Source organism: Kitasatospora sp. NPDC002965 (assembly GCF_040611255.1).
Lineage (GTDB): Bacteria > Actinomycetota > Actinomycetes > Streptomycetales > Streptomycetaceae > Kitasatospora.
Map to the genome: position 1 here is coordinate 1 of NZ_JBEXNT010000145.1, position 23,438 is coordinate 23,438.

Here is a 23,438-nt window from a genome sequence, read left to right on the forward strand (position 1 = left end):
CGACGGGCCGGTCCGGACGGGCGACGGGGCCGGGCCGGCCCGGACGGGCGACGGGGCCGGGCCGGCCCGGACGGGCGACGGGGCCGGTCCGGTCCCCGGACGGCGCACTCCGGTTCACCGGCCGGGGTGCCCCCGATCGGACGAACGTCACACCCCGTCGACATACTGGCGCGATGCCGATCGCCGAAGATCCAGAACCGCGCCCGCACGAGGGCCGGGACCAGGACGGGACCACCCCGTCCGGGGCGGACGGGAAGGACCCGTTCGCCGACCTCGTCCTCGACGAGGAGTTCGTCAAGGGTGCCTCCGTGAAGGAGCAGACGGGCCGCACCCGGATGCTCGCCGCCCAGTGGAAACACACCCCGCCGGTCGACCCCGGCGGCCGCCGCTCCGTGAACGACGGCCCCCGGGCCCGGAAGCGGTTCGGCCGCGGTCCGCGGCCGGCCGACGCCTGGGGCCGTCCCCGACCGCGCCGTCGGCCGGAGTGGCGGGCGCCGGTGTTCGTGGTGCTCGCCGTCGCCCTGGCGCTCGCCGCGCTGAACGTCGACGGCCTGCGGTCCTGGTACTCGACCCGCTTCGGCTCCGACGGGACCACCGCCTCGTCCGTGCCCACCGCCGTCCCGACCGTCGCACCGGAGACGGCCCGGCCGACCGGCGCGCCCTCCCCCGTCGCCGAGCAGCGCCCGACCGTCGACCACCCGTGGGCCGGCTCCCCCGCCGAGGGCTGGCCGACCGACATCACGGTGTTCGAGCCCAAGGAGACCCCGCCGGCCATCGGGGTGTTCGACGCCGCGCAGGTCGCCGCCCAGGTCAAGCTGGTCAAGGACTACCTGGCGGCGGCCAACCTGGACCCGAAGGTGATCGCCGGCGCCCGCCCGGAGGCGGCACTGGCCCTCCTGGACCGGGAGGAGCGCGACGCGGCCGACGCCGCGCTGACCAGGCCCTCCGTGGACACGGACCCGACGCACTGGTTCAGCCGCTTCGACCCGGCCGAGGCCGTACCGGTCGGCGACACCGTGAAGCTCCAGGGCCTGATCACGGTCGAGGGCGACGGCGCCAAGGGGGTGCTGGTGCGCGCCGACTTCACCTACGTCTACGCGCTGCGCCCCGGTCCGGAGGCCGCCCGGCGCGCCGCCTCGCCCCCGCCGAAGCCGGCCACCCCGCGCCCGACGGCCCCGCCCGCGACGGGCGGCGGCGCACCCAGGCCGGTGGGCTGGACGGTACCGGCCGCGGACGTCGCCGGGGACACCCGGACGACCCGCACCGTGGTCCGCAAGGTGGACACCTTCCGCTTCCACGACCCGGCGCGGTTCCGGGTGGACCCGAAGAAGCTGACTCTCAGCAGCAGGACCGAGATCGGCAACAGCGCGTGCGACGTCTACGACGGCTACCTGCACCCGCAGTTCGACCAGTTCGCCGCCGCCACCGGACCCGAGCCCGCACCGAGCGGGACGTCGAGCGACCCGTACGACCGCAGCAAGGACCTGACGGAGGACGACGGCGAATGCGGGACGATCACCCGCAGCTGAACGGCCCCGCCGGCGGTCAGCGCCTGCGCCTGGCCCGGACCGGCCCCTTCGGGCCGGGCCGGCCGCCGCGCCCGGACCGGCGCCGCTCGTGGCGGGTCAGCGCCCGCTCGTAGTCGGCCCGGTGGACGGCCTCGCCGGGCGCCTCGACCAGACCGCGGGCGGCGTAGGCGAGCAGGGCCCCGACCCCGCCGATGATCCAGACCACGCCGAGCGACTTCTCCTCGGCCATCCAGCCGGTCAGCCGGTCCTTGCCCTCGGTGAGCACCTTCCAGGTGCGCAGCGCGGAGAGCAGCGAGCAGATCGCCACGGCGGCGACCAGCAGGCCGTTGAGGAAGCCGCCGTTGTCGGACATCCGGATGCCGTCGACCGCGAGGCGCAGGACGAAGGCGGCGGCCGCGGCGGCGAGCAGCGCGCCGACCGGCACCAGGATCCGGCGGATCCGGTAGCCGCCGTCGTGGTCGACCCAGCTGGTGCCGAACCAGCGGATCGGCTCCGGTTCGGGGGCGCCTGCGGGCGTGCGGTCGCCGGTGGGCTGGGGGGCGGGGGCGGATTCCTCGGTCACACGGCCGATTATCACCCGGCGCCCCGGAACGGCGGAGGAGCCGTCCCCGTGGTGGGACGGCTCCTCGTGGTGCGCGGGGGTGTCAGCCGAGCTTGCTGACGTCCCGGACGGCGCCCTTGTCGGCGGAGGTGGCCATCGCGGCGTACGCGCGCAGGGCCTGGCTGACCTGGCGCTCGCGGTTCTTCGGCTTGTAGCCGCCCCCGGCCTCCAGCACCGCCCGGCGCTCCTCCAGGACCTCCGGGGAGACCTCCAGGGAGATCGTCCGGCCGGGGATGTCGATGGCGATGATGTCGCCGTTCTCGACCAGGGCGATCGTGCCGCCGGACGCGGCCTCCGGGGAGGCGTGGCCGATCGACAGGCCGGAGGTGCCGCCGGAGAAGCGTCCGTCGGTGACGAGCGCGCACGCCTTGCCGAGGCCCCGGCCCTTGAGGAACGAGGTCGGGTAGAGCATCTCCTGCATGCCCGGGCCGCCCTTGGGGCCCTCGTAGCGGATGACGACGACGTCGCCCTCCTTGATCCGCTTGGCGAGGATCGCCTCGACCGCGTCGTCCTGGGACTCGACGACCACGGCCGGGCCGCTGAAGGTCCAGATCGACTCGTCGACGCCGGCGGTCTTCACGATGCAGCCGTCCTCGGCGAGGTTGCCGTACAGCACGGCGAGGCCGCCCTCGACGGAGTAGGCGTGCTCGACGCTGCGGATGCAGCCCCCGGCGGCGTCGGTGTCCAGGCTGTCCCAGCGCTCGGACTGCGAGAAGGCCTCGGCGGAGCGGACGCAGCCGGGCGCGGCGTGCCACAGCTCGACGGCCTCGGCGGACGGCGAGCCGCCGCGCACGTCCCAGGTCTTGAGCCACTCGGCGAGCGAGTCGGAGTGGACGGTGTGCACGTCCTCGTTGAGCAGCCCCGCCCGGTACAGCTCGCCGAGGATGGCCGGGATGCCGCCGGCCCGGTGGACGTCCTCCATGTAGTACGAGCCGTTGGGCGCGACCTTGGAGAGGCAGGGCACCCTGCGGGAGACGGCGTCGATGGCCAGCAGGTCGAAGTCCAGCTCGGCCTCCTGGGCGGCGGCGAGCAGGTGGAGGATGGTGTTGGTCGAACCGCCCATGGCGATGTCGAGGGCCATCGCGTTCTCGAAGGCGGCGCGGGTCGCGACGGCGCGCGGCAGGACGGAGGGGTCGTCCTGGCCGTAGTGCCGGTTGGTGATCTCGACGACGGTCCGCCCGGCGTTCTCGTAGAGGGCGCGGCGGGCGGTGTGGGTGGCGAGGACGGATCCGTTGCCGGGCAGCGAGAGGCCGATCGCCTCGGTGAGGCAGTTCATCGAGTTGGCGGTGAACATGCCCGAACAGGAGCCGCAGGTCGGGCAGGCGTTCTCCTCGATGATCGCGATGTCCTCGTCGGACACGTTCTCGTTGACCGCCTGGGAGATGGCGTCGACCAGGTCGAGCTTGCGCACGGTGCCGTCGACCAGGGTGGCCTTGCCGGCCTCCATCGGGCCGCCGGAGACGAAGACGGTCGGGATGTTCAGGCGCAGCGCGGCCATCAGCATGCCGGGGGTGATCTTGTCGCAGTTGGAGATGCAGATCAGCGCGTCGGCGCAGTGCGCGTTGACCATGTACTCGACCGAGTCGGCGATCAGGTCGCGGGAGGGCAGCGAGTAGAGCATGCCGCCGTGGCCCATCGCGATGCCGTCGTCCACCGCGATGGTGTTGAACTCGCGCGGGATGCCGCCCGCCTGCTTGATCGCCTCGGAGACGATCCGGCCGACCGGCTGCAGGTGGGTGTGCCCGGGGACGAACTCGGTGAAGGAGTTGGCGACCGCGATGATCGGCTTGCCGAAGTCCTCGCGGGCTACGCCGGCCGCCCGGAGAAGCGCCCGGGCGCCTGCCATGTTGCGACCGTGGGTGACCGTACGGGACCTCAGCTCGGGCACTGTGCTCCACTCCTTCGGAGGCTGACTCGCGGCCCCGCTCGGTATGGAGGGTGCGGGGCCACTGTGTCCGTCGAGCCTACGCCCGCCGTCCGGGCGGCGGACGGCGCGTCCGCGATGCGGTCAGGGCGGCGCGTGGACGGAGCGGGGACGGAGCGGGGACGGCGTGGGCGGAACCGGGTCGCGGTGGGGCGGAGCGGGGGGGGTGGGCCGGGCACGGGCAGCCGGGTCAGCCCGGGGTGACCGCCACCGTCAGGTCCAGCACGTACGGCTCGACGACCCAGCCGTCCGGGAACTCGCCGAGCAGGGCCTCGCGCTCGACGGCCAGCAGCGGTGCACGCCGCTCCGGGGTGAGGGCGGCGAGGTAGGAGCGCGAGGTGAGGTCGGTGATCACGTGGTCGACGGTGACCCGGCGTTCCCAGCGCAGCCGGGCGGAGCCGGTCCGCAGGTCGTGGGGCGCGAGGTGACCGGCGATCTCGTTGACGGCGCCGTAGCCGTGGTAGCTCTGCAGCGCGGCGGCCAGCCGCTCGCCCATCGCGCGGATCCAGCCGACGCTGGTGTCCTTCACGTTCCACCAGGTGGCGAGGGCCCCGCCGGGCCGCAGCACCCGGATCGCCTCGGGGACCGACCGTGCGGGGTCGGTCCAGTGGAAGGCCTGCGCGTAGGTGACGAAGTCCGCCGAGCGGTCGTGGAAGGGCAGTTCGTCGCCGGTGCCCCTGACCAGCGGCAGACCGGGGCTGCCGGCCAGGAACCGGGCGGCCATGCCGTCATTGGGCTCGACGGCGACGACGTCCGCGCCGCGCCCGGCCAGCAGCCGGGTGGAGATGCCCGTGCCGGCCCCGACGTCCAGTACCCGGGCGCCCTTGAGGCTCCGGCCGGACAGCCGCTCCAGCTCGTCGAACAGCTCGTCCGGGTACGACGGCCGCGCCCGGTCGTACTCGGCCGCCACCCCGCCGAAGGACTCCGCGAGCTCCCTGAGCTTCTGTCGATCCGTCATGGCTCCCCCTGCACAAGTCCGTTCGTACGCTCAGCGTACGCGTGCGGAGGTGGCCAGGTGCAGGCGGGTGAACGCCAGCGCCTCGGCGAGATCGGCCTCCCGTTCGGCGGGCGACGCGGACCGCCGGGTGTTGACCTCCAGCACCACGTGACCGTCGAAACCGGTCCGGGCGAGGTGTTCGAGCAGCTCGGCGCAGGGCTGCTTGCCCCGGCCCGGGATCAGGTGCTCGTCCTTCCCGGAGCCGGAGCCGTCCGCGAGGTGGATGTGGGCGAGCCGGTCGCCCATCCGCTCGACCATCGCGAGCGCGTCGATCCGGGAGGTCGCGGCGTGCGACAGGTCGATGGTGAAGTGCCGGTAGTCCTCGTCGGTGACGTCCCAGCCGGGCGCGTACGCCAGCACCTCGCGGTCGCGGTACCGCCACGGGTACATGTTCTCGACGGCGAACCGGACGTCCGTCTCCCCCGCCATCCGGTCGATGCCCTCGACGAACTCCCGGGCGTACTGCCGCTGCCAGCGGAACGGCGGGTGGACGACGACCGCGCTCGCACCGAGCTTCTCGGCGGCCGCCCGGGCCCGGACCAGCTTGGTCCACGGGTCGGTGGTCCAGACCCGCTGGGTGATCAGCAGGCACGGCGCGTGCACGGCGAGGATCGGCATGCCGTGCACGTCGGAGAGCCGGCGCAGCGCCTCGATGTCCTGGCTGACCGGGTCGTTCCAGACCATCACCTCGACGCCGTCGTAACCGAGCTTCGCGGCGAGTTCGAAGGCGATGGCGGTGTTGGCCGGATAGACCGAGGCGGTGGAGAGGGCGACCTTGGTGTCCGGGATGTGCAGGGCCGGGTGGGCGGGCAGGACCAGGCGGTCGGTGGTGCGGAGCAGCGGCGGGCGGGCGGCGGCCTGCCGGGCGGCCTTGACCGACTTCACCGACTGGACGGCGGCCTTGGCGGCGCCGGCGGCCCGGGCGGTGCGGGTGCCGCGGGCGGGCTGCGCCGGTGCGGCGGCTTCGGTGGCGGGGGCGCCCTTCGCGGCGCCCTTGGCCGCGGACCTCTCCGTCCGGGCCCTCCCGGCGCTGCGCCGGGCCGTCGGTTCGGCCTTCCGTCCGGCCTTCCGCCCGGTGTCCTCCCCGGCCGCCGGTTCGGTCGTCGGCTCGGTCGTCGGCTCGATAGCCGGTTCGGCCTTCCGTCCGGCTTTCTGCCTGGCCGTCGACCTGGCCGCGGGTTTCGCCCCGAGCCTGGCCGCCCGCGCCGCGGGCGCCTCCGCGGCTTCCGGGCCGGGCCCGGCCGCAGGCTCGGCAGTCCGGCGGGCGGTGCGTCCGGCCGTCCGGCCCGCCGACTGCTTCGACGCCTTCCGGGCCGCCTTCTCGGCGACCCCGCCGGCGGCCTCCCTGGCCGCCCGGACGCCCTTCACCGCCTTGCCCAGCTTGCGGGAGCGCACGGGCGCGGTGTCCGGGTCGGCGGTGTCCGGGTCGGCGGTGTCCGCGGACCGCGTCGCGTCCGGGTCCGGAGTCGTGTCCGAGGTCGTGCCCGCAGGGTCCGCAGGGCCCGCACCGGCGTTCGGAGCCGGGCCGGACGGGCGGCGGGCCCGGCGCGCGGCGTCCGGCCGCGGCTGCCCGTCCTCGGGAGCGCGGCCCTCCCGCGTACCGTCCTCGCCCGCTGGATGCGCCACGGGAGACAGCGTAAGCGTCCCGCGCCCGGAACGGGGAGCCGGTCGGAGGGCGCGCGGGCGGGCCACGCGCCGGGCCGTCCGGGCGGGGGAACCGGCAGTTCGGGGGCGGGAACGGCCCGTCAGGGGGTGAGGGCGGGCCGACGGCGGTCGGCGGAACCGTCCATGGCGTCCAGGCGGCGCAGGATGATCCCCTCGCGCAGCGCCCAGGGACAGACGTCCAGTTCGTCCAGACCGAACAGGTCCATCGCGGCGTCCGCGACCAGGGCGCCGGCCAGCAGCTGCTTGGCGCGGCCCTCGGAGACCCCCGGGATGTGTGCCCGCTCGGTGACGGTCATCGCGGAGAGCCGGGGCAGCCAGGCGGAGAGGTTGCTGCGGGTGAGCCGACGGTCCGTGTACGGGCCCGCGTCGGCCGGGGCGGCGCCGGTCATCCGGGCGAGCTGCTTGAAGGTCTTGGAGGTGGCGACGGCGTGGTCGGGGGTGCCGAGCCGGGAGATCTCGCCGACCACGGTCGCGATCTCGGCCCGGATGTGGCGTCTGAGCTCCCGCAGCTCCTCCGGGTCGGCGACGTCGCCGGGCAGCCAGCGGGCGGTCAGCCGGCCGGCGCCGAGCGGCAGCGAGCAGGCCACGTCCGGCTGCTCGTCGAGGCCGCAGGCGATCTCCAGCGAGCCCCCGCCGATGTCGAGGTTGAGCAGCCGGCCGGAGGACCAGCCGAACCAGCGCCGGACGGCGAGGAAGGTGAGCCGGGCCTCGTCCTGGCCGGAGAGCACCCGCAGTTCGACCCCGGTCTCCTGGGCGACCCTGCGCAGCACCTCCTCGCCGTTGACGGCCTCGCGGACGGCGGAGGTGGCGAACGGCAGTATGTCGACGACGCCCTTGTCCTCGGCGACCCGCAGCGAGGAGGCGACCATGCCGACCAGCTTGTCCACGCCGGGCTCGCTGATCGCGCCCTGCTCGTCGAGGAGTTCGGCGAGCCTCAGCTCGGCCTTGTGGGAGTAGGCGGGCACCGGAGCGGCGCCCGGATGGGCGTCCACCACGAGGAAGTGGACCGTGTTGGAACCTACGTCGAGAACACCGAGTCGCATAGCGCTCCACGCTACGCGATTCGGGGGCTGTGGAGACCGGCTGCGACGGTATTCGTGCTGGTCCGACGAGTACGGTCGGAAGGGTGCGGGGGACGGGCCGGGACGGGTCGGCCGCGGGCCGATCAGCCGCTGTGTTCCGCCCGGTGGCCGGTACGGCAGCGGGTGTCGGCCCAGGCGCGGGCCCGGCCGGGGGCGTCCGTGATCAGCCCGTCGGCGCCCCGCCCGGCCGACGACCGCCAGGCCTCCTCGTCGTCCAGGACCCAGACGTACACCTCGCGGCCGCTCCGGCGCTCGGCGGCGATCCGGTCGGCGGTGGCGAGCGTGCGGTCCAGGGCGATGCCGTGCAGCGGGAGGCCCGCCGGGTCGTCGGCGAGCCCTGCGCCCTGGATCAGTACCACCGGCAGCTCGGGCGCGACGGCGTGGGCCTGCCGCAGGTGCTCGGCGGAGAACGAGTACAGGTGGACCGGCGCCCCGCTGTCGGCCGCCAGCCGGGCGATCCGCTCGACGTCCTCGGCACGCTGCCACTTGATCTCCATCAGCAGGGTGACGCCGCCGCCGGAGAGCCGCCGGAGCAGCTCCTCCAGGGTCGGCACCGGCACGGCCGGGCCGGGTCCGGTGGTCACCCGCAGTCCCGCGAGCTGAGCGGCGGTCAGGTCCGCGACCGCGCCCTCGCCGTCGGTGGTGCGGTCCACCGCGGAGTCGTGCATGAGCACCGGCACGCCGTCCCGGGTGGTCCGGACGTCGGTCTCCAGCCAGTCGGCGCCCTGGCGGAGGGCCGCCTCGAAGGAGGCCATCGTGTTCTCGGGGGCGTCGAGCGGCGCGCCCCGGTGACCGATCACCAGTGGTGCGCCGCAGCCGGTCCGGGCGACGGCGGCCGGCTGGGCCCGCAGGCCGGTGGCGGGCTCGGAGGTGCGGGCCGCCGTGGCGGCGCAACCGGGGACGGCGGCGGCGAGCAGCGCGAGGGCGGGGAGGGCGGTGCGCAGGGCCGTCCTGGCGGGGCGGGGCGGGGTGGTCACGACTCGGGGCTCCAGTTGCTCTGCTGCTCTGCTGCTCCGTGGCTCTACTGCTCTACTGCTCTGCGGCTCGCGGTCCGGTGGTCGCCGGTCGGCCGGCAGGGAGCCAGCATGCCGCACCGTGACGATGCGCCGACGCCACCCGGGCGACCGCACCCGCCCGCCACCGCACGGTCCGGTCGGCGCGGACGATCACCGGGTGACCGCGTCGGGGATCCACCCGCCCGGTCACCGGCCGGTGACACCACCGTGGACGCCCCGGCCGCAGACGGTCCGGACCTCCGGGAAGGCTCTACCCTTGCCGGGTGGCAGCAGCAGAGACCTCCAAGAAGAAGACCAAGCCCAAGGCCGGCGGTCCGACGACCGTCGACCTCGCGATGCCGACCCTCCGCTCCGACCTCGGCTCCGAGCCCGGTGCCGGGCCCGGCGACCGGCTCCGCCCCGAGGTCGCGCTGGACTTCCCGCGCGCCTGGGTCGAGTTCTCCGACCCGGACGACGAGGAGCAGGTCTTCCGCTGCGACCTGACCTGGCTGACGTCGCGCTGGTCGTGCATCTTCGGCAAGGGCTGCCACGGGATCCGCGAGGGCCGCGGCGAGTCCGACGGCTGCTGCACCCTGGGCGCGCACTACTCGGACAAGGACGACGAGAAGCGCGTCGCCGGCCACGCGACCCGGCTGACCCCGGAGATCTGGGAGAACTTCGAGCACGGCACCGACGCCAGGGGCCGGATCAGGCTCGACGGCGGCATCACCATGTTCGACGAGGACGGCGACCGGCAGACCCGCCGGATCAACGGCGCCTGCCTCTTCCTCAACAGCCCCGGGTTCCCCGGCGGCGCCGGCTGCGCGCTGCACACCCTGGCGCTCAAGGAGGGCCTCGAACCGCTGGAGACCAAGCCGGACGTCTGCTGGCAGCTGCCGGTCCGCCGCACCTACGACTGGATCGACCGCCCGGACGACACCCGCTACCTCCAGGTCACCATCGGCGAGTACGACCGGCGCGGCTGGGGTCCGGGCGGCCACGACCTGCACTGGTGGTGCACCGGCAGCCCGGAGGCGCACCAGGGGCCCGACCCGGTGTTCGTCAGCTACCGCCCCGAGCTCACCGAGCTGATGGGCAAGGCCGCGTACGAGGTGCTGGCCGGCCTCTGCGAGCAGCGGATCGCGACCAAGGGCGACCGCAAGGTGGCCCCGCACCCGGCCGACCCGGTGAAGAAGGCGAAGAAGTAGCACCCCCGGGAGCCCCCGGCCGCAGCCCCGGGACGGCCGTCCGCGCGGGCCGACGCCGGGGGCTCGCGTGCGGGGGCTCGCGTGCGGGGACCGTTACTTGTCGATGTCCCCGACCACGAAGAACATCGAGCCCAGGATCGCCACCATGTCGGCGACCAGCGTGCCGGGCAGCAGCTCCGTCAGCGCCTGGATGTTGTTGAACGAGGCCGAGCGCAGCTTCATCCGCCACGGCGTCTTGTCGCCGCGCGAGACGAGGTAGTAGCCGTTGACGCCGAGCGGGTTCTCCGTCCAGGCGTAGGTGCTGCCCTCGGGGGCCTTGAGCACCTTGGGCAGCCGCAGGTTGACCGGGCCGGGCGGCAGCTGCGCCAGCTTGTCGAGGCAGGCGTCGGCGAGGGCCAGCGCGTTGACGGTCTGCTCCAGCAGGCACTCGAAGCGGGCCAGGCAGTCGCCCTCCTCGCGGGTGACCACGGTCAGGACCTGCCGCAGCTCCTCGGAGCCGTAGGCGAGGTAGGGCTCGTCGCGGCGCAGGTCCAGATCGAGGCCGCTGGCCCGGGCGATCGGTCCGCTGACCCCGTACGCCTGGGCCTGGGCCCGGGTGAGCACGCCGACGCCGGCGGTCCGGGCGCGGAAGATCTCGTTGCCCAGCACCAGGTCCTCGAAGACCGGCAGCTGGGAGCGGACGACGGCGACGGCGGTCCGGACCCGGCCGAGCCAGCCGGCCGGCAGGTCCTCCTTGAGCCCGCCGACCCGGTTGAACATGTAGTGCATGCGCCCGCCGGAGGCCTCCTCCAGCACGTGCTGGAGGTCCTCGCGGCCGGTGAAGGCGTGGAAGATCGGCGTGATGCCGCCGAGTTCCAGCGGGTAGGAGCCGAGGAACATCAGGTGGTTGAGGACGCGGTTGAGCTCGGCGAGCAGGGTGCGGATCCAGACCGCGCGCTCGGGCACCTCCATGCCGAGCATCCGCTCGACGCCGAGCACCACGCCCAGCTCGTTGGAGAAGGCGGAGAGCCAGTCGTGCCGGTTGGCCAGCATGATGATCTGCCGGTAGTCCCGGGCCTCGAAGAGCTTCTCCGCGCCCCGGTGCATGTAGCCGATGACCGGCTCGGCGGTGACGATGCGCTCGCCGTCCAGCACCAGCTTCAGGCGCAGCACGCCGTGGGTCGCCGGGTGCTGCGGGCCGATGTTGAGCACCATGTCGGTGGTGCCCGCCTCGCCCGTGAAGTTCTCGGCTCCCGCCCCGATGCCGACCGTGGTCTCCCTCATGGGGTCAGAGTCTGCCATCCCGGCAGCGGCCCCAGGCTCCGCGGTACCGGCATGCGGACGGTCTGCGAGAGCCAGCCGAACGCACCGAGGCCGCCGGGGTCGGTCAGCTCGGCGCCCTCGCCCGCGCCGCCGAGCGCCCGGAGGTAGGCGACCGGGTCGGTGGAGGCCAGGGCGAGCGGGGGCCGGGCCCCGCTGACGCCGAGTGCCCGGAGCGCGTCCCGCTGCGTCGTCCACAGGCTGTGGAGACCGGGCGCGGCGGCGGCGTCCAGTGCGACGTGCGCGGTGACGTCGCAGGAGCCGTCCGGCACGGGGAGCACCTCGCGGCCGGCCCGGAAGCCGGTGCGGGTGGTCAGCGGCGGGCGGCGGCCGGCGGTGTGCGCGTAGTCGACGGCGACGGCCAGCCCGCGGTCCAGCCCGGCGACCGCGTGCGCCCAGGCCGCGTCCCGGGGGCCGCCGAACTCCACCACGTCCCCGGGGCGTTCCGCCGGCCACCAGCGCGCGGCCCAGGCCGCGTCCGCCGCGGAGACCGGGTCGCCGAGCCGCTCCCCGCCCGTCGCGGTCTCCACCTCGACGTAGCGCAGCACCCCGTCCTCGTCGGCCTCGCCGGTGTCCAGGGGGACGTTGTCGAGCCACTCGTTGGCGAACAGCAGACCGGTGACACCGCGTGGCACCCGGTCCGTCCAGACGACGTCCGCCCAGGCCCGCTCCGTCCACAGCCCTGTGGACGGAGGGACGGCCGGACGGTCGGCGAGCTCCACCGCGTACGGCCGCACCCGGTCACGGACCGCGTCCGGGCCGGTGTCCGGCAGCGCGGCGAGGACACCGGCGACCAGTTCGCCCCGCCCGGCCCCGACGTCCACGAAGGCCAGCTCCTCCGGACGGCCGAGGGCCGCGTCGACCTCCAGGAGCAGCCGGGCCACCGCCCCGGCGAACAGCGGCGAGGCGTGCACCGAGGTGCGGAAGTGCCCGGCGGGGCCCTCCGGCCTGCGGTAGAACCCTCCGTCGGGGTCGTACAGGGCGTGTTCCATCGCGGTCACCCACCGCATCCAGCTCATGCGCCGGGACGCTACACAACCGGTCCGTACCCTCCCGACCAGTACGGCATCGGCACTGCGGGCTCTCCGACCTAGGGAGTAGGAGGGATCGCCCTCCCGGCGGACCTGGGCACGCTCCGCGACTGCCTACGCTTGAGTCGTGCATCGACTCAACGCCTGGCTCCGCCGTCACCCCATGGTGGTCGACTCCGCCTGGGCCGCGTTGGTGCTCTTCCTCGGCATCCTGCCGGAGAACGGGAGCGGCAACGACGGCTGGCGGTTCGGCGTCCACTTCGCCATCGCCCTCGTCCTGCCGATGCTGATGGTGATCCGCCGCCGCTGGCCGAACGCCACGGTGGCCGCCGCCACCGCCATCGGCCTGACCCAGGTGGCGCTCGACGTCAACCCGGCGGTCTCCAGCATCGCCTACCTGGTGTTCGCCTACACCGGCGCCGCCTTCGGGCGGCCCTGGACGTCCCGGACGGCCCTGACCGCCGGGCTGCTGGCCGGCCCGCTGGTGTTCTGGCAGCTGCACCCGATGAAGACCACGGTCGACGACCTCGGCGACGCCCACCACCAGTCCTACTCGATCCCCGAGTCGCTGTTCATCTCGGCGCTCATGACCACGCCGTTCGTCCTGTGCTGGGCGTGGGGCCGGCTCACCCGGGTCCGGCGCGCCTACCTGGTCGAGCTGGAGGACCGCGCGGCCCGGCTGGAGCGCGAACGCGACGCCCAGTCCAAGGTGGCGGTGGCGGCCGAGCGCGCCCGGATCGCCCGTGAGCTGCACGACGTGGTCGCGCACAACGTCTCGGTGATGATCGTGCAGGCCGACGGCGCCGCCTACGTGCTGGAGAACTCCCCGCAGCAGGCCAGGGAGGCGCTGGGAACGATCGCCTCCACCGGCCGCCAGGCCCTGGTCGAGATGCGCCGGCTGCTCGGCGTGCTGCGCACCTCCGACACCAACGCCGAGGAGTACGTGCCGCAGCCGGGTGTCGAGGAACTGCCCGACCTGCTGGACCAGTGCCGCACGGCCGGCCTCCAGGTGGACTTCGCCACCTCGGGATCGCCGCGCGAGCTGCCCCGCGGCGTGGAGCTGACCGTCTACCGGATCGTCCAGGAGGCGCTGACCAACGTCCGCAAGCACGGCGGTCCGGACGTGCACGCCCGGGTCGCGGTCGACTTCGGGGACCGCGAGCTGGCCGTCCTGATCGAGGACGACGGCCGCGGCTCCACCGACGAGCAGCTGGCCTCCGGCGGTACCGACGGCCAGGGCCACGGCCTGATCGGCATGCGCGAGCGGGTCGGCATGGTCAGTGGCAGCCTCGACGTCGGGCCCCGCCCCGGCGGCGGGTTCCGGATCCGCGCCGTCCTGCCGCTCAAGACGGCCCACTGACCCCGCCCGACGTCACCACCCCGTCGCCCCTCATCGAGGAACTAGGAGCCACCTTGACCATCCGCGTGATGCTGGTCGACGACCAGGAGCTGCTGCGCACCGGATTCCGGATGATCCTGCAGTCGCAGGGCGACATCGAGATCGTCTCCGAGGCCGGGGACGGCGTCCAGGCCCTGGACAAGCTCCGGCACACCTCGGTCGACGTGATCCTCATGGACGTCCGGATGCCGAGGCTGGACGGCGTGCAGGCCACCCGCAGGATCTGCCTGGCGGAGGACGGCAGCCCGCTGCCCGACGCCCCCCACGTGCTCATCCTCACCACCTTCGACCTCGACGAGTACGCCTTCGCCGCCCTCAAGGCCGGCGCCAGCGGCTTCCTGCTCAAGGACGTGCCGCCGACCGAGCTGGTGGCCGCGATCCGCGCGGTGCACGGCGGGGACGCGGTGGTCGCCCCGACCACCACCCGCCGCATGATCGACCGGTTCGCCGAGGTGCTGCCGACCCCGCAGAGCGGGCCCGGCCGGGACACCCTGGGGCCGCTCACCGAGCGGGAGCGCGAGGTGTTCCTGCTCGTCGCGCAGGGTCTCTCGAACGGGGAGATCGCCGCCCGGCTGGTCCTCTCGGAGGCCACCGTGAAGACCCACGTCGGCCGGATCCTGGCCAAGCTGGGCCTGCGGGACCGGGTGCAGGCGGTGGTCCTCGCGTACGAGGCGGGCCTGATCCGGGCCGGCGCCACGGACTGACCCGCCGGTCCCCGCGCTCCCGACCCGCTCCCCGGCCCCGCCCCGGGGCCGTCCCGCGACCGGCCGCCGGACCGCCCCGGGCCGCCCCCGACCCTCCCGGCCCGGCACGACCCTCCCGACCCGCCCCGACCGGGACCGCCCCGCGCCCGTAGAATGGGCCGGTACGTCCGGTACCCGAGGAGGACCGGAACGGAGAGTGAGGACCAGGGCCGAGCCGTGAGCACGTCCGACAGCGCCTACCCCGACGAATTCGCCGCGTTCCCACCCCTCGCCGACGGCTTCGGCGACCCGGCCGACCCCGGCAACCGACCCGCCCGCCTGGCCGTCGGCGTGGTCGGCACCGGCCGGGTCGGCCCCGCCCTCGGCGCCGCCCTGCAGCTCGCCGGCCACCGGGTGGTCGCCGCGTCCGGGGTCTCGGCCGCGTCCCGGCGCCGCGCCGAGGCGCTGCTGCCCGGCGTGCGGATCGTCTCCCCGCCGCAGGTGCTGGCCGCCGCCGACCTCGTCCTGCTGACCGTCCCCGACGACGCGCTGGCCGACCTGGTGGCCGGCCTCGCCGCGACCGGCTCCGTCCGCCCCGGCCAGCTGCTGGTGCACACCTCGGGCGCGCACGGCGTGGCCGTGCTGGAGCAGGCCACCCGGGCCGGTGCGCTGCCGCTCGCGCTGCACCCCGCGATGACCTTCACCGGCACCTCGGTCGACCTGGCCCGGCTGGCCGGCTGCCCGTTCGGGGTGACCGCCCCCGAGGAGCTGCGCCCGGTCGCCGAGGCGCTGGTGGTCGAGATGGGCGGCGAGCCCGAGTGGGTGCCGGAGGACGTCCGCCCGCTCTACCACACGGCCCTCGCGCACGGCGCCAACCACCTGGTCACCCTGGTCGCGCAGGCGCTCGAACTGCTGCGCGCGGCCGGCGTCGCCGAGCCCGGCCGGATGCTCGGCCCGCTGCTCGGCGCCGCGCTCGACAACTCCCTGCGCTCCGGCGACGCGGCCATCACCGGCCCGGTCGCCCGGGGCGACACCGGCACCGTGCGGCGCCACCTGGCGCAGCTCAGTACGGTGTCCCCGGACATCCCGGCCGCCTACCGGGCGATGGCCCGCGCCACCGCCCAGCGGGCACTCGCGCACGGGACGATCGACGAAGCGTCGGCGGCATCGCTGCTGGACGTACTGAACGAGGAGAACCAGTAATGGCACGCGGCAAGCAGCCGGGCAAGGTCCAGCGCGCCCCCAAGGTCCACCGGGCCGTGGTCACGCACACCGTCGACGACTTCGAGGCCGCGTTCTGGCCGGACGAGCAGCCGGTGGACAACGCGGTCGTGATGACCATGGGCGCCCTGCACGAGGGCCACGCCGCACTGATCCGCGCCGCCCGCCGGCAGGTCGGCCGGGACGGCCGGGTCGCCGTCACGGTCTTCGTCAACCCGCTGCAGTTCGGCGCCGGCGAGGACCTGGAGCGCTACCCGCGCACCCTGGACGAGGACGTGAAGCTGGCCGAGGAGAGCGGCGCCGACGTGGTCTTCGCGCCGTCCGTCGACGAGGTCTACCCGAACGGCGAGCCCCAGGTGCGGGTGGCCGCCGGCCCGATGGGCGAGCGGTACGAGGGCGCCACCCGGCCCGGCCACTTCGACGGGATGCTGACCGTCGTCGCCAAGCTGCTGCACATCACCGACCCGGACTTCGCCTTCTTCGGCGAGAAGGACGCCCAGCAGCTGGCGATCGTCCGCCGGATGGTGGCCGACCTGGACTTCGACGTCGAGGTGGTCGGCGTGCCGACCGTCCGCGAGGAGGACGGCCTGGCGCTGTCCTCCCGCAACCGCTTCCTCTCCGCCGAGGAGCGCGCGCACGCGCTCGCCCTCTCCAGGGCGCTGTTCGCCGGCCGGGACGTCGCCGCCCAGGGCCCGAAGGCCGCGCGCGAGGCCGCCTCGGCCGCCCTCGAAGCCGCCGACGGCATCACCCTCGACTACCTCGCCCTGCTCGACCCGCTCTCCTTCACCGAGGCGCCGGACGACTTCCAGGGCGAGGCGGTGCTGGCCGTCGCCGCGACGGTGGGCGCGACCCGTCTGATCGACAACGTCCACGTCATCTGCCGCTGACGAACCCGCACGGCCCCGGCTCTGGGCGGATCGGCGACCATCGCGCAGAATCGTCCGGCAGCTGCACATCCCTCAGGCATGCACTCACAGGAGGCGTGACCACATGCTCCGCACCATGCTCAAGTCCAAGATCCACCGGGCCACCGTGACCCAGGCCGACCTGCACTACGTCGGCTCGGTCACGGTGGACGAGGACCTGCTCGACGCGGCCGACCTGCTCCCGGGCGAGCTGGTCCACATCGTCGACATCAACAACGGCGCCCGGCTGGAGACGTACACCATCGCCGGTCCGCGCGGCTCCGGCGTGATCGGCATCAACGGCGCCGCCGCCCGCCTGGTCCACCCCGGTGACCTGGTCATCCTCATCGCCTACGGGCAGATGGACACCGCCGAGGCCAAGGGCTACCTCCCCAAGGTCGTCTTCGTCGACGACCGCAACCGGGTCACCGGTCTGGGCGGCGATCCGGCCGAGGCCGCGGAGGGCACCGGGCTGGTCCGCGGTGACCGGGTGGCGGCCCCGACGGCGGTGGGGGGAGCGTACGGTGACGGCAACAGTGCGGCCCCGACCGCGCGCTGAAGGAGCCACTGAAGCCATGTCCGTCACGCACCGCCTCGCCGCCCCCGCACCCGGCTGGACCACCACGACCGACGTCGTGGTGGTCGGCTCCGGCGTGGCCGGGCTCACCGTCGCCCTCAACGTCCGCAAGGCCGGCCTGCGGGCCCTGGTGGTCACCAAGGCGATGCTGGACGACGGCTCCACCCGCTGGGCCCAGGGCGGCATAGCCGCCGCCCTCGGCGAGGGGGACACCCCCGAGCAGCACCTGGACGACACCCTGGTGGCCGGCGCCGGCCTCTGCGACGAGGACACCGTCCGCACCCTGGTCACCGAGGGCCCGGACGCGGTCCGCCGGCTGATCGCGGTCGGCGCCGCGTTCGACCGGGGCGAGGACGGCGAGATCCTGCTCACCCGCGAGGGCGGCCACCACCGGCGCCGGATCGCCCACGCGGGCGGTGACGCCACCGGAGCCGAGATATCGCGCGCCCTGGTCACCGCCGTACGGACCGACCCGGGTATCGAGCTGATCGAGCACGCCCTCGTCCTCGACCTGCTCACCGACGCCGACGGCCACGCCGCCGGCCTCACCCTGCACGTGATGGGCGAGGGCCAGCGGGACGGCGTCGGCGCCGTCCGGGCCCGCGCGGTGGTGCTCGCCACCGGCGGCATGGGCCAGGTCTTCTCGGCCACCACCAACCCCGCGGTCTCCACCGGCGACGGCGTGGCACTCGCCCTGCGGGCCGGCGCCGAGGTCACCGACCTGGAGTTCGTCCAGTTCCACCCGACCGTGCTGTGGCTCGGCCCGGACGCCGAGGGCCAGCAGCCGCTGGTCTCCGAGGCGGTCCGGGGCGAGGGCGCCCACCTGGTCGACGGGACCGGCACCCGCTTCATGGTCGGGCAGCACGAACTGGCCGAGCTGGCCCCGCGCGACATCGTCGCCAAGGCCATCACCCGGCAGATGCAGCTCCACGGCACCGACCACATGTACCTCGACGGGCGGCACTTCGGCGCCGAGATGTGGGAGCAGCGGTTCCCGACCATCCTGGCGTCCTGCCGGTCGCACGGCATCGACCCGGTCACCGAGCCGATCCCGGTCGCCCCGGCCGCGCACTACGCCTCCGGCGGCATCCGCACCGACGGGCACGGCCGGACCACCGTCCCCGGCCTGTACGCCTGCGGCGAGGTGGCGTGCACCGGGGTGCACGGCGCCAACCGGCTGGCCTCCAACTCGCTGCTGGAGGGCCTGGTCTTCGCCGAGGCGATCGCCGCCGACCTGGCCGCCCGGCACGCGGCCGGCGAGCTGTCCGAGCGGTCGGTGGACGTGGCCGCGGCCCGTGCCGCCCGCACCGTGCCGCTGCCCGCGCCCGAGGCCCGGGCCGAGATCCAGCGGCTGATGTCGCACGGCGCGGGCGTGCTGCGCTCGGCCGCGTCGATGGCCGCCACCGCGGCCGGGCTGACCCGGCTCGCCGAGCAGGCGCTCACGCACGTCGCGGAGGAGAAGCCGGCCGACCCCCGGGTGGAGACCTGGGAGGCCGCCAACCTGCTCCTGGTCGCCAGCGCGCTGACCACCGCCGCCACCCAGCGGGCGGAGACCCGCGGCTGCCACTGGCGCGAGGACTTCCCGGACCGGGACGACGCGCGGTGGCGGCGCCACCTGATCACCACCCTCACCGCCGAAGGCGACCTTGTCAGCACCCCCGAGGAGCAGTAACACCATGACCGACGCGACCCACACGCACGAGGAACTCCCGATGGCCGACGGCTGCGGCGACGGCTGCGCCTGCGGGGACGGCGAGGGCTACGAGACCGGCCTGGACCCGCAGCTCGCCGAGCTGCTGGAGGAGGCCGGCCTGGACCCGGTCGAGGTCGAGGACATCGCCACCCTCGCACTGGCCGAGGACCTGGCCGGCGGCGAGGACGTCACCTCGGTGGCCACCGTGCCGGCCGACGCCGTCGCGACCGCCGACTTCACCGCCCGCCAGGCCGGTGTGGTGGCCGGTCTGCGGATCGCCGAGGCCGTCGTCTCGCTGGTCTGCGAGGAGGAGTTCGAGGTCGAGCGGCACGTCCAGGACGGCGACCGGGTCGAGGCCGGCCAGGTGCTGCTCTCGGTCCGCTCCCGCACCCGGGACCTGCTGACCGCCGAGCGCAGCGCGCTCAACCTGCTCTGCCACCTGTCCGGGATCGCGACCGCCACCCGGGCCTGGTCGGACGCCCTGGAGGGCACCGGCGCCGTGGTCCGCGACACCCGCAAGACCACCCCGGGCCTGCGGGCGCTGGAGAAGTTCGCGGTCCGCTGCGGCGGCGGTGCCAACCACCGGATGGCCCTCTCCGACGCGGCCCTCGTCAAGGACAACCACGTGGTCGCGGCCGGCGGCGTGGCCGAGGCCTTCCGCGCCGTCCGGGCCGCCTACCCCGACCTGCCGGTCGAGGTCGAGGTCGACACCCTGGAGCAGATCCCGCCGGTCCTGGACGCCGGGGCGGACCTGGTCCTGCTGGACAACTTCACCGTCCCGCAGCTGACCGAGGCCGTCGCGCTGGTGGCCGGCCGGGCGAAGCTGGAGGCGTCCGGCGGACTGACCCTGGCCGGCGCGCGCGAGGTCGCGGAGACTGGTGTCGACTACCTGGCGGTGGGGGCGCTCACCCACTCCTCGCCGATCCTGGACATCGGCCTGGACCTGCGCGCCTGATCCGCCCGCTCGCGCTCTGCCCGCTCGTGATCCGCCCGCTCGTGATCCGCCCGCTCGCGCTCTGCCCGCTCGGAATCCGCTCGCTCGGGATCTGAGCGCTCAGGATCTGCTCGGCACCTGATCCGCCCGTCCGCTGACCCTCGACGAAGAAAGCACCCCATGCTGCTCACCATCGACGTCGGCAACACCCAGACCACCCTCGGCCTGTTCAACGGCGAGGAAGTGGTCGAGACCTGGCGGATCTCCACCGATCCGCGCCGCACGGCCGACGAGCTGGCGGTGCTGCTGCACGGCCTGATGGGCTCGCACACCGCGATCGCGGACGCGACGGTCGAGGGCCTGGCGATCTGTTCCTCCGTCCCCTCCGTGCTCCACGAGTTCCGCGAGGTGACGCGCCGGTACTACGGCGACGTCCCCGCGGTGATCGTGGAGCCGGGGGTGAAGACGGGGGTGCACGTCCTGATGGACAACCCCAAGGAGGTCGGCGCCGACCGGATCGTCAACGCGCTGGCCGCCAACCACCTCTACGGCGGCCCGTGCATCGTGGTCGACTTCGGCACCGCCACCACCTTCGACGCGGTCAACGCCCGCGGCGACTACGTCGGCGGCGCGATCGCCCCCGGCATCGAGATCTCCGTCGAGGCGCTCGGCAACCGCGGCGCGCTGCTGCGCAAGATCGAGCTGACCCGGCCGCGCAACGTCATCGGCAAGAACACCGTCGAGGGCATGCAGTCCGGCATCCTCTACGGCTTCGCCGGCCAGGTCGACGGCCTGGTCGACCGGATGGCGCGCGAGCTCTCCAAGGACCCGGACGACGTCCAGGTGATCGCCACCGGCGGCCTGGCCCCGCTCGTCCTCGGCGAGGCCGGCTCGATCGACGTCCACGAGCCCTGGCTCACCCTCATCGGCCTCCGGCTGGTCTTCGAACGCAACCGCCCGGCCTGACCCGGCGTCCGTGGGCCCCCCGCCGGGGGGCCCACGGGCACCGCGGGCCGTTCCGGGGGCCGGCACGGGCCAAACGTGGGGGATCGGCGCGACGCTACCGACAAATCGGATATTCCTCACGTAGTGTCAACCCATGCCTACGCCACACGGATCGCGCGGCGGCATGGCCTTCAGCGCCGACGAAGTCCGCGTGCTGCGCCGCGCCCTCGCCCAAGCCCTGCACCCCTCCGTCCCCGTCCACCTCCAGGGCCACGACCGGTCGCCGTTCACCGGCGCGGGCGCCGAGCTGTGGACGGAGGACGTCCAGGACGCGCTGCGCCTGACCGAGGCGATCGACGAGGCGGTCCAGGAGGGCGGCCGACTGCGCGCCTTCCTCCTCGCCGATCTCGGCCGCTACCGGGCCGCCCTGCCCGGCAGTGCCGGCGGCTACCTGGAACGGCTGGAGGAGGCGGTGACCGACGGGTACCTCCCCGGGCCGGAGGACCTCACCGCGCTCCGCGGGCTGACCCGCCAACCGTGCGGGCAGAACGAACGGTCCCGCCGCTCGCGGCTGGCCGGCCGCTGCCACGCGCTGGCGGAGGCCGCCGTCCGCGAACGGCTCGCCCTCACCACCGGCCAGCGCCACCTCGTCGCCGTACCGAGCCCCGCCGCACCCCCGAGCATTCTCCCCACCCCTGTTGGAGGACGGATCCCGATGAGCAGCACCGAGCCCGCCGCCGAGCAGCCCGCCGCCGCCCGCAAGGGCCCCCAGCCGAGCCCCCAGGGCCAGCAGGCGCCCCGGCCGCACCGGCTGCCCACCCCGGCCGAGCTGTTCGGCCGCCGTCCCAAGCCCCCGGCCCACCCGGACCACGCCGCGCCGCCGCCCGCGCCGGAGGACCTGGAACTCGCGACCGGCACCGGCTGACCGCCCGCCGCCCGGACACCGGGGGAGGCCGCTCCGGCGGCCTCCCCCGATCCATGTGTCGACAATGTCGTTATTCCGTCAGGACCTCGCGGTCACGACTTCATAACCTTCACGAGACGCGCCGCCGGATCGATCCCGTCCTGTACGAATTGATGACCGATCACCCGGATTGACGAGGCCACGGGCGTCCATAGGGTCTCGGGGACACCCACACCACCAAGAGGATCCCCGTGAACTCGACCCGCACGCGCCGAGCACTCGGCGCGGCCGCGGCGACCGCGGTCGCCGCCCTCTCCGTCGGCACACTGGCCGCTCCGGCCCACGCCGCGGACCACGCACTCAGGATCAGGGTGGGGAGCCCCGTCCAGATCCCCGTCGAGCCCACCGCCCCCCGGCCCCAGCTCGGCGACAACGTCGACCTGCGGATCGGCCGGACCGGCACCGGGCCGGTCATGGGCACCAGGATCACCCTGGACGTCTCGGGCCTCGACGGCGTCGCCACCCTCACCACCGGCGAGCGCTGCACCACCGCCGCCAAGGTGATCACCTGCGACGTCGGCTACCTCGACAGCGACGACGTCAACACCACCGCCCGCCTGTGGCTGAGCGCGCTCCCCGGGGTCCGGCCCGGCGCGAGCGGCACCGTCCACGCCACCATCAGCGCCCCGGACGCCGGGTCCGCGAGCACCGACTTCACGGTCGAGGTCGGCACCGCCGCGTTCCGCACCAAGGAGCTCACCCCGAAGACCGGCGCCGCGATCGGCAGCCGCATCGACCCCGGGCTCCGGTTCGCCAACCGCGGCGGCGTCCCCGCCTCCCGCGCGGTCGTCGAGGTCTACCTGGCCCCCGGCCTGAAGGTCGACGCCTGGCCGTCCAACTGCGAGTACGCCACCGCCCCGGGCGAGCCCCGCCCCGAGGGCACCGGCGCGTACGCACCCGTCACGTACGGCCTCTGCACCGTCGAGGGCGAGATCGCACCCGACGAGGCGGTCCGGCTGGCGGGCCTCGACCTCACCGTGGCCGCCGACGCGTACGACACCTTCGCCGGCTTCACCGTCCTGCCCCGCCCGGACGCGGCGGACGCCAACGGGCCCGCACTGCGCAAGAGGCTGACGTTCGAGCACGGCACCGGCGCCCCCGCCACGCTGGTCAAGGCCGGTACCGAGGGCATCCCGGCCGGCTTCCCCGGCCGCAACGACAACTCCACCGAGCAGGAGGTCAGCGCCGACAGCCACGCGGACTTCGGCGTCACCGGCACCTGGGCCCCGGACGCCACCGGCCGCGCGGGCACCCTGACCGTCACCGCCGCCAACGACGGCCCGGCCTCGATCATCGACCGCAGCGGTGGCGAGGCGACCCCGCACCTCGACGTCCAGCTCCCCGCAGGCGCCACCGTCACCGGCCTCCCGAAGGGCTGCACGGCGGAGGACCGCGTGCTCGGCCGCCCGTCCGAGAAGCCGCTCAACAGGTTCGGCTGCGAGGCGTTCGACTCCTACATGGCCGACGGCGCGAAGGCGTCCTTCAAGCTGGCCCTGAAGCTGGCCGAGGGCACCGACCCGCTGACGGCCACGGTCTCGCTCCAGAACATGGGGAGCGAACTGGAGGAGGGCCTGCCCAGCGCCCTCATGAGGTGGGACCGCAACCCGGCCGACAACCTGGTGAAGGTCACCCTGCGGGCCGCCCCGGCGCCGGCACCGACCACTCCCCCGCCCGCGCCCGCCGCGACCACCCCGCCGGCACCTCGGTGTGGGCCGCGTACTCGATCAGCCCGGCCGACCAGGGCGCGCCACCGACCTTGCGGCGCATCTCGATGTACTCGACCGGG

Annotated in this window: 20 protein-coding genes; 12 read left to right on the forward strand and 8 right to left on the reverse strand. The window is 74.6% G+C overall.

The features are described from left to right. The first annotated feature begins 173 nt into the window (after positions 1 to 173). A complete protein-coding gene (locus ABZY91_RS35620; RefSeq protein WP_355407580.1) occupies positions 174 to 1,529 on the forward strand; it encodes a hypothetical protein in 1,356 nt (451 codons plus the stop codon). A gap of 16 nt (positions 1,530 to 1,545) precedes the next feature. Here ABZY91_RS35620 and ABZY91_RS35625 read toward each other — a convergent pair whose 3' ends face one another. The 6 genes from ABZY91_RS35625 to ABZY91_RS35650 form a co-directional block, all read right to left on the reverse strand. Continuing rightward, on the reverse strand, positions 1,546 to 2,091 hold the full coding sequence (locus tag ABZY91_RS35625) for a hypothetical protein (protein WP_355407582.1): 546 nt from the start codon (positions 2,089 to 2,091) through the stop codon (positions 1,546 to 1,548). 82 nt (positions 2,092 to 2,173) lie between these two features. Continuing rightward, positions 2,174 to 4,018 (reverse strand): dihydroxy-acid dehydratase, encoded by a 1,845-nt coding sequence (gene ilvD, locus ABZY91_RS35630; RefSeq protein ID WP_329885549.1) that lies wholly within the window; start codon positions 4,016 to 4,018, stop codon positions 2,174 to 2,176. 226 nt (positions 4,019 to 4,244) lie between these two features. Beyond that, positions 4,245 to 5,012: a methyltransferase domain-containing protein gene (locus tag ABZY91_RS35635; RefSeq protein ID WP_355407584.1), complete on the reverse strand. Its 768-nt coding sequence runs from the start codon at positions 5,010 to 5,012 to the stop codon at positions 4,245 to 4,247. Between the two features lie 30 nt (positions 5,013 to 5,042). Next, complete coding sequence (locus ABZY91_RS35640) at positions 5,043 to 5,870, reverse strand: sugar phosphate isomerase/epimerase (RefSeq protein ID WP_329885747.1); 828 nt, start codon at positions 5,868 to 5,870, stop codon at positions 5,043 to 5,045. 926 nt (positions 5,871 to 6,796) lie between these two features. Continuing rightward, a complete protein-coding gene (locus tag ABZY91_RS35645; RefSeq protein ID WP_329885551.1) occupies positions 6,797 to 7,759 on the reverse strand; it encodes a Ppx/GppA phosphatase family protein in 963 nt (320 codons plus the stop codon). Positions 7,760 to 7,881: 122 nt separating this feature from the next. Further along, positions 7,882 to 8,775 (reverse strand): glycerophosphodiester phosphodiesterase, encoded by an 894-nt coding sequence (locus ABZY91_RS35650; protein ID WP_355407586.1) that lies wholly within the window; start codon positions 8,773 to 8,775, stop codon positions 7,882 to 7,884. Between the two features lie 302 nt (positions 8,776 to 9,077). Here ABZY91_RS35650 and ABZY91_RS35655 point away from each other — a divergent pair, with 302 nt between their 5' ends. Further along, positions 9,078 to 10,001, forward strand: coding sequence for a hypothetical protein (locus ABZY91_RS35655; RefSeq protein WP_355407588.1), 924 nt, complete (start codon positions 9,078 to 9,080; stop codon positions 9,999 to 10,001). Positions 10,002 to 10,094: 93 nt separating this feature from the next. Here the strand turns inward: ABZY91_RS35655 and ABZY91_RS35660 are convergent, their stop codons facing one another. Together ABZY91_RS35660 and ABZY91_RS35665 are read right to left on the reverse strand one after the other, a co-directional pair. Continuing rightward, positions 10,095 to 11,264 carry an NADH-quinone oxidoreductase subunit D gene (locus tag ABZY91_RS35660; protein ID WP_329885554.1) on the reverse strand — a complete coding sequence of 390 codons (1,170 nt, stop codon included), beginning with the start codon at positions 11,262 to 11,264 and terminating at the stop codon, positions 10,095 to 10,097. Next, positions 11,261 to 12,319: an SAM-dependent methyltransferase gene (locus tag ABZY91_RS35665; RefSeq protein ID WP_355407590.1), complete on the reverse strand. Its 1,059-nt coding sequence runs from the start codon at positions 12,317 to 12,319 to the stop codon at positions 11,261 to 11,263. The genes ABZY91_RS35660 and ABZY91_RS35665 overlap by 4 nt, the downstream gene beginning before the upstream one ends. 139 nt (positions 12,320 to 12,458) lie before the next feature. Here ABZY91_RS35665 and ABZY91_RS35670 point away from each other — a divergent pair, with 139 nt between their 5' ends. The 10 genes from ABZY91_RS35670 to ABZY91_RS35715 form a co-directional block, all read left to right on the forward strand. Then, complete coding sequence (locus tag ABZY91_RS35670) at positions 12,459 to 13,691, forward strand: sensor histidine kinase (RefSeq protein ID WP_355407592.1); 1,233 nt, start codon at positions 12,459 to 12,461, stop codon at positions 13,689 to 13,691. 53 nt (positions 13,692 to 13,744) lie between these two features. After that, the gene (locus ABZY91_RS35675; RefSeq protein ID WP_329885557.1) at positions 13,745 to 14,434 is read left to right on the forward strand and encodes a response regulator transcription factor; all 690 of its coding nucleotides are present in this window, start codon (positions 13,745 to 13,747) and stop codon (positions 14,432 to 14,434) included. A gap of 318 nt (positions 14,435 to 14,752) precedes the next feature. Continuing rightward, complete coding sequence (locus tag ABZY91_RS35680) at positions 14,753 to 15,616, forward strand: DUF2520 domain-containing protein (RefSeq protein WP_329885748.1); 864 nt, start codon at positions 14,753 to 14,755, stop codon at positions 15,614 to 15,616. Further along, positions 15,616 to 16,521, forward strand: coding sequence for a pantoate--beta-alanine ligase (panC, locus tag ABZY91_RS35685; RefSeq protein WP_355407595.1), 906 nt, complete (start codon positions 15,616 to 15,618; stop codon positions 16,519 to 16,521). Before ABZY91_RS35680 ends, panC begins: the two co-directional genes overlap by 1 nt. Before the next feature lie 103 nt (positions 16,522 to 16,624). Continuing rightward, entirely contained in the window at positions 16,625 to 17,098 is a 474-nt protein-coding gene (panD, locus tag ABZY91_RS35690) for an aspartate 1-decarboxylase (protein WP_329885559.1), read from the forward strand. 16 nt (positions 17,099 to 17,114) lie between these two features. Then, a complete protein-coding gene (locus ABZY91_RS35695) occupies positions 17,115 to 18,788 on the forward strand; it encodes an L-aspartate oxidase (RefSeq protein ID WP_355407597.1) in 1,674 nt (557 codons plus the stop codon). A 4-nt stretch (positions 18,789 to 18,792) separates the two neighbouring features. Further along, positions 18,793 to 19,764 (forward strand): carboxylating nicotinate-nucleotide diphosphorylase, encoded by a 972-nt coding sequence (gene nadC / locus ABZY91_RS35700; RefSeq protein ID WP_329885561.1) that lies wholly within the window; start codon positions 18,793 to 18,795, stop codon positions 19,762 to 19,764. Positions 19,765 to 19,923: 159 nt separating this feature from the next. Continuing rightward, positions 19,924 to 20,709 (forward strand): type III pantothenate kinase, encoded by a 786-nt coding sequence (locus ABZY91_RS35705; protein ID WP_329885562.1) that lies wholly within the window; start codon positions 19,924 to 19,926, stop codon positions 20,707 to 20,709. A 133-nt stretch (positions 20,710 to 20,842) separates the two neighbouring features. After that, on the forward strand, positions 20,843 to 21,613 hold the full coding sequence (locus tag ABZY91_RS35710; protein WP_329951413.1) for a hypothetical protein: 771 nt from the start codon (positions 20,843 to 20,845) through the stop codon (positions 21,611 to 21,613). Positions 21,614 to 21,843: 230 nt separating this feature from the next. Then, positions 21,844 to 23,438: hypothetical protein (locus ABZY91_RS35715; protein ID WP_355407600.1), on the forward strand; the 1,595-nt coding region annotated here is incomplete at its 3' end.

What these genes read in the sequence shown, in the direction of transcription:
- ABZY91_RS35660 (WP_329885554.1), bottom strand. Translation starts at nt 11,264, where the DNA reads ATGAGGGAGACCACGGTCGGCATCGGGGCGGGAGCCGAGAACTTCACG.
- nadC (WP_329885561.1), top strand. Translation starts at nt 18,793, where the DNA reads ATGACCGACGCGACCCACACGCACGAGGAACTCCCGATGGCCGACGGC.
- ABZY91_RS35710 (WP_329951413.1), top strand. Translation starts at nt 20,843, where the DNA reads ATGCCTACGCCACACGGATCGCGCGGCGGCATGGCCTTCAGCGCCGAC.
- ABZY91_RS35665 (WP_355407590.1), bottom strand. Translation starts at nt 12,319, where the DNA reads ATGAGCTGGATGCGGTGGGTGACCGCGATGGAACACGCCCTGTACGAC.
- ABZY91_RS35705 (WP_329885562.1), top strand. Translation starts at nt 19,924, where the DNA reads ATGCTGCTCACCATCGACGTCGGCAACACCCAGACCACCCTCGGCCTG.
- ABZY91_RS35620 (WP_355407580.1), top strand. Translation starts at nt 174, where the DNA reads ATGCCGATCGCCGAAGATCCAGAACCGCGCCCGCACGAGGGCCGGGAC.
- ABZY91_RS35645 (WP_329885551.1), bottom strand. Translation starts at nt 7,759, where the DNA reads ATGCGACTCGGTGTTCTCGACGTAGGTTCCAACACGGTCCACTTCCTC.
- panC (WP_355407595.1), top strand. Translation starts at nt 15,616, where the DNA reads ATGGCACGCGGCAAGCAGCCGGGCAAGGTCCAGCGCGCCCCCAAGGTC.
- ABZY91_RS35695 (WP_355407597.1), top strand. Translation starts at nt 17,115, where the DNA reads ATGTCCGTCACGCACCGCCTCGCCGCCCCCGCACCCGGCTGGACCACC.
- ABZY91_RS35635 (WP_355407584.1), bottom strand. Translation starts at nt 5,012, where the DNA reads ATGACGGATCGACAGAAGCTCAGGGAGCTCGCGGAGTCCTTCGGCGGG.
- panD (WP_329885559.1), top strand. Translation starts at nt 16,625, where the DNA reads ATGCTCCGCACCATGCTCAAGTCCAAGATCCACCGGGCCACCGTGACC.